Below are 14,463 nucleotides of genomic sequence, written 5' to 3' on the forward strand. Positions count from 1 at the left end.
GGGCGGCGTCGGTGGGGGTGGAGGCCCGCACGTCGGCGACGAGGTCGAGCAGCGGGGTGTCCACCTCGTGCCCGATGGCGCTGACGACGGGCGTGGCGGCGGCCGCCACCGCCCGCACGAGGGTCTCGTTGCTGAAGGGCAGCAGGTCCTCCACGCTGCCGCCGCCGCGGGCGATGACGATGACGTCGACGCCCGCGGCGGCGTCCAGCTCGCGCAGCGCCGCCGTCACCTCCGACACCGCGGCCGGGCCCTGCACCGCGACCTCGCGGATCTCGAAGCGCACGCCGGGCCAGCGCAGCCGGGCGTTCTCCACCACGTCCCGCTCGGCGGCGCTGGCCCGCCCGCACACCAGGCCCACGGTGCGGGGCAGGAACGGCAGGCGCTGCTTGCGCTCTGCCGCGAAGAGCCCCTCGGCGGCCAGCAGCCGCTTCAGCCGCTCCAGCTGGGCCAGCAGTTCCCCGACGCCCACCGGGCGGATCTCGGCGGCCGACAGGCTGAGGCTGCCGCGCTTGGCGTAGAAGACGGGCCGGGCGTGCACGACGACGCGGGCGCCGTCGCGCAGCCCGTCCGGCAGCTGCTCCCGCAGGGCGGCCATGACGCGGCGGCCCGCGGTCACCGACATCGACATGTCGACGTCCGCGTCGCGCAGGGTGAGGAAGACCATGCCCGCGCCGGGGCGGTCGGAGATCTGCACGACCTGCCCCTCCACCCACACCGGCGACATCCGCGCCACGTAGGCGTCGATCTTGCTGGCGAGCAGCCGCAGCGGCCAGGGCCGCTCGGCGGTGGTGTCCAGCGCCCGCTCGGGCAGCCGGGGTGCGGGGGCCTCGGACGTCACCGGGAGATCGTAGGAGGAGGGTGTGACGGCCCGCCGCGACGAGGGGGCCGGGCGCCCGGCCCGACCTACCATGGGGGGGTGACCACCTCCAGCACGCCGCTCGCCGCCACCGCCCGGGCCGAGGCCGCCCGGGCCGCCGCCCCCGGTGCGCCGGACCTGCCCGGCGGCCGCGTGCTGCTGGCCGCCCCCCGCGGTTACTGCGCCGGCGTGGACCGCGCCGTGGTGGCGGTGGAGCAGGCGCTGGAGCTCTACGGGGCGCCGGTGTACGTGCGCAAGGAGATCGTGCACAACAAGCACGTCGTGCAGACCTTGCAGCGCCGCGGCGCGATCTTCGTCGGCGAGGCCGACGAGGTGCCGGAGGGGCAGACGGTCGTGTTCTCCGCGCACGGGGTGTCCCCGGCGGTGCACGCCCAGGCCGCGCAGCGCTCGCTGAAGACGGTCGACGCCACGTGCCCGCTGGTGACGAAGGTGCACAAGGAGGCGATCCGCTTCGCCGCCGACGACTACGACATCCTGCTCATCGGCCACGCCGGTCACGAGGAGGTCGAGGGCACCGCGGGGGAGGCCCCGGAGCACATCCAGCTCGTCGACGGCCCCGACGCGGTGGACGCGGTGCAGGTGCGCGACCCGGAGCGGGTGGTGTGGCTGTCGCAGACCACCCTCAGCGTCGACGAGACGATGGAGACGGTGCGCCGGCTGCGCGAGCGCTTCCCCGCCCTGCAGGACCCGCCGAGCGACGACATCTGCTACGCCACGCAGAACCGGCAGGTGGCGGTGAAGAAGATCGCCCCGGAGACGGAGCTCGTCCTCGTCGTGGGCTCGGCGAACTCCTCCAACTCCGTGCGCCTGGTCGAGGTCGCGCGGGAGGCCGGCGCCGACGCCGCGCACCGCATCGACGACGCCTCCGAGATCGACGAGGCGTGGCTGGCCGGGGTGCGCACCGTGGGGGTGACCTCGGGCGCCTCGGTGCCGGAGGTGCTCGTGCAGGAGGTCCTCGAGTGGCTCGCCGCGCGCGGCTACGGGGACCTGCAGGAGGTCACCACCGCGCAGGAGGACCTGATGTTCTCCCTGCCCAAGGAGCTGCGCCGCGACATCAAGCAGCGCCGCCGGCTCCCCGTCACGCCCGTCTGAGGCGCGCTTCCCCCTCGCCGGCGTCCTCCAGCAGCTCCGGGGCCGCCAGCGGGCGCACCGCGTCCTCCAGCGGCTCCGGGGCGGGCAGGTCGGCGTCGGCCACGTCGAGGTCGCGGATGCGGCGGGCGGAGACGAGCACCCGCCGCTCCAGGGTGCCCACCAGCCGGTTGTAGTCCTCCACCGCCCGGTGCAGCGTGCGCCCCAGCGCCGCGGTGTGCCCGCCGAGGGTGCCGAGCCGGTCGTAGAGCTCGCGGCCGACGTCGAACAGCTCCCGGGCGCTGCCGGCCACCGCCTCCTGCTGCCAGGTGAGCGCCACCGTCCGCAGCAGCGCGAGCAGCGTGGTCGGCGTCGCCAGCACCACGCGCCGGCCCATCGCGTGCTCCAGCAGCGCCGGGTCGGCCTCGCAGGCGGCGGCCAGGAACGCCTCGCCCGGGACGAAGCACACGACGAACTCCGGCGACAGCTCGCACGCCGTCCAGTACTCCTTGGCGGCCAGGGAGTCCACGTGGGCGCGCAGGGCCCGCGCGTGCGCCGCCCGCCGGCCGCGCCGCCGCTCCCCGTCCGCCTCGCTCGCCTCCAGGAACGCCGCCAGCGGGGCCTTGGCGTCCACGACGACCTGCTTGCCGCCGGGCAGGTGGACGACCAGGTCGGGGCGCACCACCCGCCCGTCGCGGTTGGTGCCCGTGCTCTGCTCGCTGAAGTCGACGCGCTCCAGCATCCCGGCGTGCTCCACGACGCGGCGCAGCTGCACCTCGCCCCACGCCCCCCGGGCGCTGGGGGAGCGCAGCGCGCCGGCCAGCTGCGCGGTCTCGGCGCGCAGCGCCTCCGAGCCCTCCCGCACGGCGGTCAGCTGCTCCGCCAGCCGGCCGTACTGCTCGACGCGGTCGCGCTCCAGCACCCGCACCTGCTCCTCGACGCGGCCCAGGGTCGCCGCCACCGGCGACAGCACCGCCTCCAGCTCCCGCTGCCGGCCCGCGCCGGCCTCGAGGTCGGCGACCCGCCGGCGCAGCACGTCGCGCTCGGCCGTCGGGGCGGCCGCGGACGGGGCGGTGCGGGCCCGCACGGCCAGCCAGCACAGCAGCGCGCCCAGCAGCAGCACCACGAACAGGGCGGTCAGCAGCGCGGCGGGGGAGGCGGTGGCGGGCACGGCGGCACTGTGCCAGCACCTCCTGACACCGCGGGGCGGCGACACCGGCGCCGACACGGCGCGCCTGTCATCCCCGGGATGGATCTGCCCTGCGCGACGGCCGTGCTTGACTCGGGGCCGACGGCTCGACGAGGGGGACCATGACGACGCTCAGCGCAGACCGGCAGCCCCCGGCGCGGCTGCCCGCGGCCGAGCCGACCCGCACGGTGGCCAACCTCGTGACGGCGGTGCGGACGGCCCTCGCCGTCGCCTTGGGCTGCGCCGCCTCCGCGCGCGGCTCCCAGGAACTGCTGGTGGCCGCCTACGCCGCCTACTGGGCCGGTGACGTCCTCGACGGCTGGTGCGCGCGCCGGCTGGGCCAGGAGACCCGGCGCGGCGCGGTCTTCGACATCGTCTCCGACCGGGCCTGCACGAGCCTGCTGGCGGTGGTGTTCCTGTCCTGGAACCCGCAGATGGCGCTGCCGGTGGGCCTGTTCCTCGTGCAGTTCATGGTGGTGGACTGCCTGCTCACGCTGGGCTTCCTGCACTGGCCGCTGCTGGGCCCCAACGACTTCCACCGCGTCGACCGCCGGCTCTACCTGCTCAACTGGTCGCCGCCCGCGAAGGCGCTCAACACCGCCGGCGTGGTCCTGGCGGTGCTGGCCGGCTCGTTCTGGGTGGCCACGGCGGTCGCCGTGCTGCTGCTCGTCGTCAAGGGCGTCTCGTCGCGGCGGATGCTGCGCCTCGTCGCTGAGCGCGCCGCGCAGGTGGCGGCCCCCGCGGCTCCCGGCCCCGCGGGGGTGGCGCGCGGGTGATCCCGACGGGACCGGTGGCGGCGGTCGCGCTGTCGGTCGCCTACGGCGCGCTCTCCGCGGTCGTCCCCGTCGTCAACGCCGAGGCGTACGCGGTGGCCGCCGCCGCCTCGTCGGTCGCCACCGCCTGCGCGCTCGGCCTGGCCGGTGGGCAGACCGCGGGCAAGGTCGCCCTCTTCCTCGCCACCCGGCACGGGGCGCTGCGCGTGGCGGGCGTGCTGCACCGCCGCCGCGAGCGGGGGCCCGGGAGGCGGCGACGGGCCGGCGCCGAGCGGGCGCGGGGCCGGTGGTGGCGCTGGCTGGAGCACACCAGCGCCCGGTTGCTGCAGCTGCTGGACCAGCGCGCGTGGGCCGCGCCGGTGGTGCTGTGCAGCGCCGCGGTGGGGGTGCCACCGCTGGCGGTGGTGAGCATCGCCGCCGGTGCGCGCCGGACCTCCCTGACCGTCTTCACGGTGTGCTGCTTCGCGGGCCGGGCGGCGCGCTTCCTGGCCCTCGTCCTGCCCGCGGGGGCGGTGCTGCGCTGAGCGGGCGGCCGGACGCGGCGGGCCGGACCGGGCGGTAGGCTCCTGAACCCGTGGCCCTCACCATCGGCATCGTCGGACTCCCCAACGTCGGAAAGTCGACGCTCTTCAACGCGCTGACCGAGAACGACGCGCTCGCCGCGAACTACCCGTTCGCGACCATCGAGCCCAACGTCGGCGTGGTGCCGCTGCCGGACCCCCGCCTGGCGGTGCTCGCGGAGCTGTTCGGCAGCGAGCGGATCCTGCCCGCCACGGTGTCCTTCGTCGACATCGCGGGCATCGTCAAGGGCGCCAGCGAGGGGGAGGGCCTGGGCAACAAGTTCCTCGCCAACATCCGCGAGGCGGACGCCATCTGCCAGGTGACGCGCGCCTTCGCCGACCCCGACGTCGTGCACGTCGCCGGTGCGGTGGACCCGGGTGACGACATCTCCACGATCCACACCGAGCTCGTCCTGGCGGACATGCAGACGCTGGAGCGGGCGGTGCCGCGGCTGGAGAAGGAGGTCAAGGGCAGGAAGACCGACGCCGCGGTGCTCACCGCCGCCAAGGCGGCGCAGGCGGTGCTGGACTCCGGTCGCACCCTGCACTCGGCGACGGCCGCCGACGGTGTCGAGGTGGAGCACCTCAAGGAGCTCGGCCTGCTCACCACCAAGCCGTTCATCTACGTCTTCAACGTCGACGAGGCCGTGCTGGCCGACGAGGCGCGCAGGGCCGAGCTGGCCGCGATCGTCGCGCCCGCTCAGGCGGTGTTCCTCGACGCGAAGCTGGAGTCCGAGCTCGTCGAGCTGGACGCGGAGGAGGCCGCCGAGCTGCTGGCCAGCGTCGGGCAGAGCGAGTCCGGCCTCGACCAGCTCGCCAGGGTCGGGTTCGACACCCTGGGGCTGCAGACCTACCTGACGGCCGGCCCGAAGGAGACGCGCGCCTGGACGATCCACCGCGGCTGGACCGCGCCGCAGGCGGCCGGGGTCATCCACACCGACTTCCAGCGGGGGTTCATCAAGGCCGAGGTCGTCAGCTTCGACGACCTGGTGGAGGCCGGCTCGATGGCCGAGGCCAAGGCGCGCGGCAAGGTGCGCATCGAGGGCAAGGACTACGTCATGGCCGACGGCGACGTGGTGGAGTTCCGCTTCAACGTCTGAGGCGGGCGCACCGCCGCGACCGGCCCAGTCGCGGCGGTGCACCACCCCGTCCGCGGCGTCAGCCCAGGGGCAGGGCGAGCAGGCCGAGCAGGGCGCACGCCCCGAGGGTGCGCAGCACCGACCACCGCAGCCTGAAGATCATCACCGCGGCCGCGGCGGCGATGGCCAGGGACACCCAGCGCAGCGAGGACAGGACCGGCAGCTCCAGGTGCAGGACGCCGGCGTCGAGGGTGGTGGTGCCGGTGAAGAGGGTGTGCAGCGCGAAGTAGACGGCGAGGTTGGCGATGACGCCGACGACGGCGGCGGTGATGCCGGTCAGCGCCGCGGACAGGGACCGGTTGCTGCGCAGTCGTTCCACGTACGGGGCGCCGAGGAAGATGAACACGAAGCAGGGCACGAACGTCACCCAGGTCGTCAGCAGCGAGGCCAGCACGGCGGCGGCCCACGGGTCCAGGTCGCCGGGGTTGCGGTAGGCGCCGAGGAACGCCACGAACTGCACGACCATGATGAGCGGGCCCGGCGTGGTCTCGGCCAGCGCCAGGCCGCGGACCATCTCCCCGGGTGCGAGCCAGGCGTAGCGCTCCACCGCCTGCTGGGCGACGTAGGCGAGGACGGCGTAGGCGCCGCCGAAGGTGACGAGCGCGGTGCCGGAGAAGAACAGCCCCTGCTGGGTGAAGACGCTGTCGCGCCCCGTCCACAGCGCCACCGCCAGGACGGGGGTGGCCCACAGCGCCAGGCCGATGGCCAGGACCTTGACCGCGCGGGCGGCGGAGGGCCGCTCGGTGTGCAGGACGTCGTCGGAGATGATCGGTGCGGGCCCGTCCGCGGCCTTGCCGTGGCCGCCGCCGGTCCCGGCGAGGACGTGCGGGGCCCAGCGGCCCAGCGCCCAGCCGATCGCGGCGGCCGCGGCCACCACGAGCGGGAACGGCGCGGAGAAGGCGGCCAGCGCGACGAAGGCCCCGACGGCCAGGGCGAGCAGGGCGCGGTGGGCCAGCGCCCGCTTGCCCACCCGCAGCACCGCCTGCACCACGATGGCCAGCACGGCCGGGGCCAGGCCCGCGAAGAGGGCGCTCACCACGGCGGTGTCCCCGGCGGCGGCGTAGAGCACGGACAGCGCCAGCAGCGCGACGACGCCGGGCAGCACGAACAGCGTCCCGGCCACGAGCCCGCCGCGGGTGCCGTTGAGCAGCCAGCCGGTGTAGATCGCCAGCTGCTGGGCCTCGGGGCCGGGCAGCAGCATGCAGTAGTTGAGGGCGTGCAGGAACCGCTGCTGCCCGATCCAGCGCTTCTCGTCGACGAGGGTGCGCTGCATGACGGCGATCTGGCCGGCGGGGCCGCCGAAGGTCTGCAGGGAGATGCCGAACCAGGTGCGCACCGCCTCGCGGAAGGGCACCAGGTCGCGGGTGGCGCCACCGGGTGCGGCGGCGACGGGCGCGGAGGTGGCCCGGACGGTGTCGTCGGGGGTCATCGCGGGGTACTCCCTCTGCGGTGGGACGGGGCGCGGGTGGCGCGGTGGGACGGGGTGGCGTGGTGCGGTGGTCGGGTCAGGCGGGCTCGCGGCCCAGCAGCAGGGCGCGGCGGTAGAACTCGTACAGGCCGTCGAAGACCGGGCCGGAGACGGCCAGGGTCGCCTCGTCGTCACCGGTGAGGGACAGCCCGCGCAGGACGGTGTCCAGGCCCGGCGCCTCGGGGGCGTCGAAGCGCCCGTCGTCGAGGTCGGCCTCGTGCACGATCTCGGCGATGCGCCACAGCACCGGGTCGGTGAGGTCGTAGCGGCGCAGGATCGTCTCGAAGCTGCAGTCGCCGCCGTGGTGGCCCAGGTCCGCGCCGCGCATGTCGAACGGAGTGGCGTCGGCGGGCACCTCGGCGGGGTCGGCGACGAAGACGAACTCCGCCTGCGGGTCGACGAAGCGGCGCACGAGCCACGCGCAGGCGGCGCGGTCGATGTGCACGCCGGCGCGGGTGGCCCACCTCACGGCGCCACCTCCTGCCCGGCTCGCTGTGCGGCGTCGGCCAGCTCGCGCAGGGCTGCGGCCGCGGTGTCGCGCTCGGCGGGCGGGAAGAAGTCCCGGCGGGTGAGCTCCCGCCACTGCGCGCGCAGCCGCCGCAGGGCGCGCAGGCGCTCACCCGGGCCGAGGGCCAGCGCGGCACCGGCGGCCTCGGTGAGGGCGGTGTACTCCGCGGCGCGGGCGTCGGACATCTCCTGCGCCAGCGCGCGTTCCTGCGCGGCGCTGGCCGGGCGGGCCAGCCACACCCCGGCGGTGCCGGCGGCCTCGGTGACCTCCTCGGCGACCCACTCCAGCTGCTCGCGGGTGCGGGCGTCGGCGGGCAGCGCGACCAGCCCGTCGCCGAGCTGGACCACCCCGCACCGCTTCAGCCGCCGCCACACCGCGATGCGCGGCGTGGAGGGTTCGCGGGGCATGCGGTAGCTCAGCAGCACCCACTCACCCGGCCGGTCGGCACCGGCATCGACAACCACGGTTACATGCAACCACGGTTGCGCTCGTGCTGTCGAGATCCGGCCGCGCGCACCACCGGCGCGGGCTTCGCGGCGAACGATCCGATGAGCGATCCGGCGGTCCCGTCCGCGTGAGTGCACGTCGCGCAAACTTGCACATCGTGCAATACTGCATGACGTGCAAGGATCGTCCCCCGGCCTCCGCGAGGCCAAGAAGGCGGCAACCCGCCGCCGGCTGAACGCCGCCGCGCGCGCCCTCGCCCTGCGCGACGGGCTCGACGCCGTCACGGTGGAGCGGGTGTGCGCCGAGGCCGAGGTCTCGGTGCGCACCTTCTTCAACTACTTCGAGTCCAAGGAGCACGCGGTCCTCGGCGACCCGCCGCCCCTCGGCACCCCCGAGGCGCGCGCGGCGTTCCTCGCCGGCGGACCCGGCGGCGACCTGCTCGCCGACGTCATCGCGCTGCTGGACCCCGCGGCCGTGCTGGCGGGGGAGGACCGCGAGGCCCTCGCCCAGGTGATGCTGCTGTCACAGCGCGAACCCCGGCTGCTCGCTCTGCAGATCTTCCGGCTCAACGCCCACCAGGACGAGCTCGCCGCGCTCGTCGCCGAGCGGCGCGGCCTACCCGCACCCGAGACGTCCTGCCACGCGGTCGCCGCCGTCGCCTTCGCCCTCGTCCACCGCGCCTGCCGCGACTGGTTCGACGCCTCCCGCACCTCCGGCGCCGACGCGGTGCCGCCGTCGCTGCAGGACGTCCTCGACGCCACCCGCGAGGCGTTCCTCGGCGCCCTCGCCCCGGCCCCCACCCGCTCCTGAGACCGCGAGGAGAACCGTGTCCGTCCAGCCAGCCGCCTCCCCGGCGGCAGCGCCGATCGTCCTCACCCGCCGGCGCATCAACCTCATCTTCGCCGCCCTCATCGCGGGCATGCTCGTCTCCAGCCTCGACCAGACGATCATCTCCACTGCGATGCCGACCATCGTCGGCGACCTCGGCGGCATCTCCCACATGGCGTGGGTGACCACCGCCTACCTGCTGGCCAGCACCCTCGTCATGCCGATCTACGGCAAGTTCGGCGACCTCTTCGGCCGGCGCACCCTGTTCCTCGTCGCCCTGGCCCTGTTCACCGGGGCCAGCGTCGGTGCCGCGCTGGCGCAGGACTTCACGCAGTTCGTCGTCTGGCGCGGCGTCCAGGGCCTGGGCGGCGGCGGCATGATGATCCTCGCCCAGGCGATCATCGCCGACGTCGTGCCCGCCAAGGAGCGCGGCAAGTACATGGGCCCGCTGGGCGCGGTGTTCGGCCTGTCCGCCGTGGCCGGCCCGCTGGTGGGCGGGTTCTTCACCGACCACGCCGACCTCGGCTGGCGCTGGTGCTTCTGGATCAACGTGCCCGTCGGCGTCGCGGCCCTGCTCATCGGCTGGTTCGCCCTGAGCCTGCCGCGCAAGCGGAACACCGCACGCCTGGACCACGCCGGCGTCGTGACCCTCTCCGCGGTGACGACCTCCCTCGTCTTCTTCACCGACTTCGGCGGCAGCCGCGGGTGGACGGCCCCGGAGACCCTCGCGCTGCTCGCGGCCCTGCTCGTCTCCGCCGTCGCCTTCGTGCTCGTCGAGCGGCGCGCGGCCGAGCCGATCATCCCGCTCGGCCTCTTCCGCAACCGCGAATTCGTGCTCGCCACCGCCCTCGGTGCGGCCGTCGGCCTCGGCATGTTCTCCGCGGTGGCGTTCGTGCCGACGTTCCTGCAGATGGCCTCGGGAACCTCCGCGGCCGGCTCCGGGCTGCTCATGCTGCCGATGATGGTCGGCCTGTTCACCACCGCGATCGGTTCCGGCATCGCGACCACGCGCACCGGCCGGTACAAGGTGTTCCCCCTCGCCGGTGTCGTCGTCATCGCCGCCGCGATGGCCTGGATGACGACGCTGTCGGGATCCACCTCGCTGTGGACGGTCGGCGCCATGCTGTTCGTCATGGGCCTCGGGCTCGGCCTCATCATGCAGATCGTCGTGCTGGTGGCGCAGAACGCCGTGGCCGCCCGCGACCTGGGCACGGCCACCTCGACGAACAACTACTTCCGCGAGGTCGGCGCCACCGTCGGCGTCGCCGTCTTCGGCACGATCTTCACCAACAACCTCGCCGACAACCTCACCACCGCGCTCACCGCCAACGCCCAGCAGGCCGTGGCCGCCGGCATCACCTCCCCGGACAGCCTCGTGCCCGCCGCCGTCAAGGCGGCCGGGGAGCCGCTGCGCACCGCGATCGTCGACGCCTACGCCGACTCCCTCTCCCCGGTGTTCGGCTACCTGCTGCCCGCCTTCGCCGTCGCCCTCGTCCTGGCGCTGCTGCTCAAGGAGATCCCGCTGTCCGACGTGGCGGGCATGGTCGAGCGCGGCGAGGCCGTCTACGACGAGGGGATCGCCGGCCGGGGGGCGGTACCCGCACCGGCGGCTGCCGCAGCGGTTGCCGGGGAAGCGCCGCAGGAGGCGGACGGGGCCACCGCCTCGCCCCTGCGGCCGCCGGCCCAGCGGCGGCGCGACGAGCCGGCGCGGGACGTCCGGGGCGGCTGACCACCCGCGAGCCACCACGGGCCCCGCACCGCCGCAGGCGGTGCGGGGCCCTGGTGCTGCGCCACCCGCCCGGCGCAGCGCGGATGCCGCGGATACGACATCGCGGTGACGTCCCTGCGCCGAACGGGTCGCCCGGGGGAACTCCGCGGGACCGGTGCCGCCGCCGGCTGGCACCGTCGGTCACCGAAACCCCCCGACCGGACTGGAGTGTCGTGCGCACGTCCTGGAAGCACCGAGCGGTGGCCGTCGCCGTCGCCGCAGCAGCCCTCACCGCCACCGCCGCGCCCGTGCAGGCCGCCCCCACCGCGTTCGTGCAGAACGCCGACGGCTCGCGCAGCTACGGCGGCTACGTCGTGCGCGGGGAGATCCTGCGCTGCTACGTGGGTCTCGGCGCGGAGCAGGGCTTCCTCGGCCGGCCCTTCAGCGAGGAGAGCGGACCCGAGCGCGGCTACGGCTTCCGGCAGAGCTTCCAGGGCGGCGAGGTCTACTGGACGCCGGCCACCGGCGCCCACGTCGTCAAGGGCGAGATCCTCGACGAGTACCGCCACGAGAACTACAACCTCGGCTGGCTCGGGTACCCGGTCAGCGACGAGATCCCCGTGCGCGGCGGCGTGATCCAGCGCTTCCAGGGCGCCGTCGTGTACTGGAGCCCGGCCACCGGCGCCCACCCCGTCCGGGGGGCGATCATGGACCGGTACGCCCAGGACCGCTGGGAGACCGGCAGGCTCGGCTTCCCGACGTCGGGGGAGCAAGCGGTCTACGGCGGTGCGGTGCAGACGTTCCAGGGCGGCGACGTGTACTGGAGCCCGGCCACCGGGGCGCACGCCGTGGTCGGCGGCATCAAGGAGGTCTACGACCACTTCGACGGCCTCGACGGCAACGGCTTCCCCCTGGGTGAGGAGTACCGCACCCGCACGGGCTGGCGCCAGGACTTCCAGGACGCCTACATCCTGTTCGGCTGAGCCCGCCCGCCCCGGCGAGCCGCACCCGCGACGGGACGGGGTCCCGCACCGATCGGTGCGGGACCCCGTCCCGTCGCGTGCACCCGGGGTCAGCGGCTGTCGGTGAGGGGTGCGCCGGTGGCCTTGGCGACGTCGTCGTAGTCGACGCCGGGGGCCAGTTCCACGAGGCCGAAGGCGGCCTCGCCCGCGCTCACGGCGGCGGTGGGGTCGGTGGTGACGTCCAGGACCGCCAGGTCGGTGATGATGCGGGTCACCACGCCCTTGCCGGTCAGGGGCAGGGTGCAGGAGGTGAGCAGCTTGGGTTCGCCGGTGCGGGTGGTGTGTTCCATCGTGACGATGACCCGGCGGGCACCGTGGACCAGGTCCATCGCCCCGCCCATGCCCTTGACCATCGCCCCGGGGACCATCCAGTTGGCCAGGTCCCCGGTGACCGAGACCTGCATGGCGCCCAGCACGGCGACGTCGATGTGCCCGCCGCGGATCATGCCGAAGCTGGTGGCGGAGTCGAAGAAGGAGGCCCCGGCCAGGGTGGTGACGGTTTCCTTGCCGGCGTTGATGAGGTCCGGATCCACGTCCTCGTCGTAGGGGTAGGGGCCCACGCCCAGGATGCCGTTCTCGGCGTGCAGGACCACCGAGCGCCCTTCGGGGATGTGGTTGGGGATCAGGGTGGGCAGGCCGATGCCGAGGTTGACGTACTGGCCCTCCCCGATCTCCTGCGCCGCCCGCGCCGCGATCTGCTCCCGGCTCCAGCCCATGTCAGCTCTCCTCCCCGCGGGTGCGGACCGTGCGCTTCTCGATGCCCTTGTCCGCGGCCTGCTCCGGCGTGAGCGCCACGACGCGCTGCACGAAGATGCCCGGCAGGTGGACCGCGTCCGGGTCGAGCTCGCCGACCTCCACGACCCGCTCGGCCTCCAGGACGGTGGTGCGCCCCGCCGTCGCCGCCGGCGGGTTGAAGTTGCGGGCCGCGGCGTGGAACACGGCGTTGCCCGCCCGGTCGGCCACCGCCGCGCGCACCAGCGCGAAATCGGTGGTGATGGACTCCTCCAGCACCATCTGCCGCCCGCCGATCACCCGGACCTCCTTGGGCTCGGAGGCCAGCGCGACGGAGCCGTCGGGGGCGTAGCGCCAGGGCAGACCGCCGTCGGCGACCTGCGTGCCCACCCCGGTGGGGGTGTAGAACGCCCCGATCCCGGCGCCGCCGGCGCGCAGCTTCTCCGCCAGCGTGCCCTGCGGGGTCAGCTCCACGTGCAGCTCCCCGGCCAGGTACTGGCGGGCGAACTCCTTGTTCTCCCCCACGTAGGAGGCCACCACCCGCCGGATCCGGTGCGCCGCCAGCAGCAGCCCCAGGCCGTGGCCGTCCGTGCCGCAGTTGTTGGACACCACCGTCAGGTCGTCCGCACCCGTCTCCAGCAGCGCCTCCAGGAGCACCGTGGGGATCCCCGAGAGGCCGAAACCGCCGACCGCCAGGCTCGCGCCCGAACCGATGTCGGCCACCGCCTCCGCCGCGGAGGCCACCACCTTGTCCATCACCGCTCCTCGTCCCCGGCGCCCGCGGCGCCGGACTCGTCGTGCCGGGCGAGCTCATCCAACACCCGCTGCGCCAGCGCGAAGGCGCGGTTGGCCGCCGGCACCCCGGCGTAGATGGCGCAGTGCTGCAGGATCTCGCCGATCTCGGCCGTCGTCAGGCCGTTGCGCAGCGCGGCGCGCACGTGCATCTGCAGCTCGTGCTCCTGCCCCAGCGTCGTGAGCACCGCCAGCGTCACCGTGCTGCGCGCCCGCCGGTCCAGGCCCGGGCGCTGCCACACGTCCCCCCACGCGTAACGGGTGATGAAGTCCTGGAAGCCCGCGGTGAACTCCGTGGTGCCGGCCACCGCGCGGTCCACGTGGGCGTCGCCCAGGACCTGCCGGCGCGTGCGCATCCCCGCGGCGTGCCGGCCGCCGTCGGTCGTCAGGTCGGTCGTCAGGTCGGTCGTGGGGTCGCCGCCGCCTCCCTCGACCGCGAGCACGTGGGCGGTGACGAGCTCCGCGGCGCGCGCGGGGTGCTCCAGCGGCAGCACGTGCGCCGCACCGGGGACCACCTCCAGCCGCCCGTCGGGCACCGCGTCGGCGATGGCGCGCAGGTGCTCCGGGGGCGTGGCCGGGTCGTCCGCGCCCGCGACGGCCAGCACCGGCACGCCGATCCGCGGCAGGTCCGCGCGCAGGTCCATCCCGGCGATCGCCTCGCAGCAGCCGGCGTAGCCCTCGTCGTCCACGGCGGCCACCATCGCGCGCAGGTCCGCGACGAGGGCCGGGTGGCGGGCCGCGAAACCCGGGGTGAGCCAGCGACCCACCACGGCCTCCGCGACCGCCGCGGTACCCTCCGCCCGCACGGTGCGCGCCCGCTCCAGCCAGCCCTCCGCGGGCCCCAGCAGGGCCGAGGTGCAGAACAGCGCGAGGCTGCGCACCCGCTGCGGCTCCCGCGCCGCCAGCCGCAGCGCCACCATGCCGCCGAGGGAGACGCCCACCGCGTGCACCGGGCCCGTCCCGAGGTCGTCCAGCGTCGCGGCGACGGCGTCGACGAGGTCGTCGAGCGCGTACGGGCCCGCGGCGGCGGGGGAGGCGCCGTGGCCGGGCAGGTCCAGGCGCAGCACCCGGAACCGGGCGGCCAGCGCCGCCACCTGCGGCGTCCACGACCGCAGGGACGAGCCCAGCGACCCCAGCAGCAGCAGGGTGGGGACGCCCTCCGGTGCCGGCAGCGGCCCGTCGAGCTGGTGGTGCAGCGGCCTCACGCGTCTCTCCCCGCGGTCGTGTCGGTCGTGTCGGTCGTGTCGCCCGGGCGCGCCGCGCGGCGCGCCCGCCCGGCCTGCGTGATCCGCCGCACCTGCTCCGCGGCGGCGCCGGTGCCCGTCGCTCCCGGCTCCAGCCCGGCGGCGCGC

The 14,463-nt window shown here is 75.2% G+C and carries 15 protein-coding genes; 7 read left to right on the plus strand and 8 right to left on the minus strand.

All coding sequences use genetic code 11. The annotated features are described in order from the left end of the window. Nucleotides 1-910, minus strand: a 910-nt coding sequence (xseA, locus tag ABEB16_RS11640; RefSeq protein ID WP_345712416.1) for an exodeoxyribonuclease VII large subunit, incomplete at its 3' end; no start/stop codon positions are given. A 6-nt stretch (nucleotides 911-916) separates the two neighbouring features. Between xseA and ABEB16_RS11645 the strand changes: the two genes are divergently transcribed. After that, nucleotides 917-1,969 (plus strand): 4-hydroxy-3-methylbut-2-enyl diphosphate reductase, encoded by a 1,053-nt coding sequence (locus ABEB16_RS11645; protein ID WP_425560171.1) that lies wholly within the window; start codon nucleotides 917-919, stop codon nucleotides 1,967-1,969. On the opposite strand, the gene ABEB16_RS11650 is transcribed toward ABEB16_RS11645, so the two are convergent. Continuing rightward, nucleotides 1,956-3,116, minus strand: coding sequence for a DNA recombination protein RmuC (locus ABEB16_RS11650; protein ID WP_345712417.1), 1,161 nt, complete (start codon nucleotides 3,114-3,116; stop codon nucleotides 1,956-1,958). The two genes, ABEB16_RS11645 and ABEB16_RS11650, sit on opposite strands and share 14 nt — an antisense overlap. A gap of 140 nt (nucleotides 3,117-3,256) precedes the next feature. Between ABEB16_RS11650 and ABEB16_RS11655 the strand changes: the two genes are divergently transcribed. From ABEB16_RS11655 to ychF, 3 genes are read left to right on the plus strand one after another with little or no spacing between them, the layout of a single operon-like run. After that, on the plus strand, nucleotides 3,257-3,910 hold the full coding sequence (locus ABEB16_RS11655) for a CDP-alcohol phosphatidyltransferase family protein (protein WP_345712418.1): 654 nt from the start codon (nucleotides 3,257-3,259) through the stop codon (nucleotides 3,908-3,910). Continuing rightward, on the plus strand, nucleotides 3,907-4,431 hold the full coding sequence (locus tag ABEB16_RS11660) for a hypothetical protein (RefSeq protein ID WP_345712419.1): 525 nt from the start codon (nucleotides 3,907-3,909) through the stop codon (nucleotides 4,429-4,431). The genes ABEB16_RS11655 and ABEB16_RS11660 overlap by 4 nt, the downstream gene beginning before the upstream one ends. A 50-nt stretch (nucleotides 4,432-4,481) precedes the next feature. Further along, on the plus strand, nucleotides 4,482-5,567 hold the full coding sequence (ychF, locus tag ABEB16_RS11665) for a redox-regulated ATPase YchF (RefSeq protein ID WP_345712420.1): 1,086 nt from the start codon (nucleotides 4,482-4,484) through the stop codon (nucleotides 5,565-5,567). A gap of 58 nt (nucleotides 5,568-5,625) precedes the next feature. Here ychF and chrA read toward each other — a convergent pair whose 3' ends face one another. From chrA to ABEB16_RS11680, 3 genes are all read right to left on the minus strand, one after another. Beyond that, nucleotides 5,626-7,035 carry a chromate efflux transporter gene (gene chrA / locus ABEB16_RS11670; RefSeq protein WP_345712421.1) on the minus strand — a complete coding sequence of 470 codons (1,410 nt, stop codon included), beginning with the start codon at nucleotides 7,033-7,035 and terminating at the stop codon, nucleotides 5,626-5,628. A 76-nt stretch (nucleotides 7,036-7,111) separates the two neighbouring features. Continuing rightward, a complete protein-coding gene (locus ABEB16_RS11675; RefSeq protein ID WP_345712422.1) occupies nucleotides 7,112-7,543 on the minus strand; it encodes a chromate resistance protein ChrB domain-containing protein in 432 nt (143 codons plus the stop codon). Beyond that, a complete protein-coding gene (locus ABEB16_RS11680) occupies nucleotides 7,540-7,989 on the minus strand; it encodes a Chromate resistance protein ChrB (RefSeq protein WP_345712430.1) in 450 nt (149 codons plus the stop codon). The genes ABEB16_RS11675 and ABEB16_RS11680 overlap by 4 nt, the downstream gene beginning before the upstream one ends. A 214-nt stretch (nucleotides 7,990-8,203) precedes the next feature. Between ABEB16_RS11680 and ABEB16_RS11685 the strand changes: the two genes are divergently transcribed. The 3 genes from ABEB16_RS11685 to ABEB16_RS11695 all read left to right on the plus strand — a co-directional run bounded on the left by ABEB16_RS11685 (nucleotide 8,204) and on the right by ABEB16_RS11695 (nucleotide 11,548). Further along, nucleotides 8,204-8,839, plus strand: coding sequence for a TetR/AcrR family transcriptional regulator (locus ABEB16_RS11685; RefSeq protein ID WP_345712423.1), 636 nt, complete (start codon nucleotides 8,204-8,206; stop codon nucleotides 8,837-8,839). 16 nt (nucleotides 8,840-8,855) lie between these two features. Next, the gene (locus ABEB16_RS11690; RefSeq protein ID WP_345712424.1) at nucleotides 8,856-10,586 is read left to right on the plus strand and encodes an MDR family MFS transporter; all 1,731 of its coding nucleotides are present in this window, start codon (nucleotides 8,856-8,858) and stop codon (nucleotides 10,584-10,586) included. 212 nt (nucleotides 10,587-10,798) lie between these two features. Beyond that, the gene (locus tag ABEB16_RS11695; protein ID WP_345712425.1) at nucleotides 10,799-11,548 is read left to right on the plus strand and encodes an LGFP repeat-containing protein; all 750 of its coding nucleotides are present in this window, start codon (nucleotides 10,799-10,801) and stop codon (nucleotides 11,546-11,548) included. A gap of 89 nt (nucleotides 11,549-11,637) precedes the next feature. On the opposite strand, the gene ABEB16_RS11700 is transcribed toward ABEB16_RS11695, so the two are convergent. From ABEB16_RS11700 to pcaDC, 3 genes are read right to left on the minus strand one after another with little or no spacing between them, the layout of a single operon-like run. Continuing rightward, nucleotides 11,638-12,303, minus strand: coding sequence for a 3-oxoacid CoA-transferase subunit B (locus tag ABEB16_RS11700; RefSeq protein ID WP_345712426.1), 666 nt, complete (start codon nucleotides 12,301-12,303; stop codon nucleotides 11,638-11,640). Nucleotide 12,304: 1 nt separating this feature from the next. Next, entirely contained in the window at nucleotides 12,305-13,075 is a 771-nt protein-coding gene (locus tag ABEB16_RS11705) for a CoA transferase subunit A (RefSeq protein WP_345712427.1), read from the minus strand. Further along, nucleotides 13,075-14,316 carry a bifunctional 3-oxoadipate enol-lactonase/4-carboxymuconolactone decarboxylase PcaDC gene (gene pcaDC, locus ABEB16_RS11710; protein WP_345712428.1) on the minus strand — a complete coding sequence of 414 codons (1,242 nt, stop codon included), beginning with the start codon at nucleotides 14,314-14,316 and terminating at the stop codon, nucleotides 13,075-13,077. Before pcaDC ends, ABEB16_RS11705 begins: the two co-directional genes overlap by 1 nt. Nucleotides 14,317-14,463 lie beyond the last annotated feature (147 nt).

Origin of the sequence: Kineococcus glutinatus (assembly GCF_039542765.1) — a bacterium.
Lineage (GTDB): Bacteria > Actinomycetota > Actinomycetes > Actinomycetales > Kineococcaceae > Kineococcus_A > Kineococcus_A glutinatus.

What these genes read in the sequence shown, in the direction of transcription:
- ABEB16_RS11705 (WP_345712427.1), bottom strand. Translation starts at nt 13,075, where the DNA reads ATGGACAAGGTGGTGGCCTCCGCGGCGGAGGCGGTGGCCGACATCGGT.
- ABEB16_RS11680 (WP_345712430.1), bottom strand. Translation starts at nt 7,989, where the DNA reads ATGCCCCGCGAACCCTCCACGCCGCGCATCGCGGTGTGGCGGCGGCTG.
- ABEB16_RS11700 (WP_345712426.1), bottom strand. Translation starts at nt 12,303, where the DNA reads ATGGGCTGGAGCCGGGAGCAGATCGCGGCGCGGGCGGCGCAGGAGATC.
- chrA (WP_345712421.1), bottom strand. Translation starts at nt 7,035, where the DNA reads ATGACCCCCGACGACACCGTCCGGGCCACCTCCGCGCCCGTCGCCGCC.
- ABEB16_RS11655 (WP_345712418.1), top strand. Translation starts at nt 3,257, where the DNA reads ATGACGACGCTCAGCGCAGACCGGCAGCCCCCGGCGCGGCTGCCCGCG.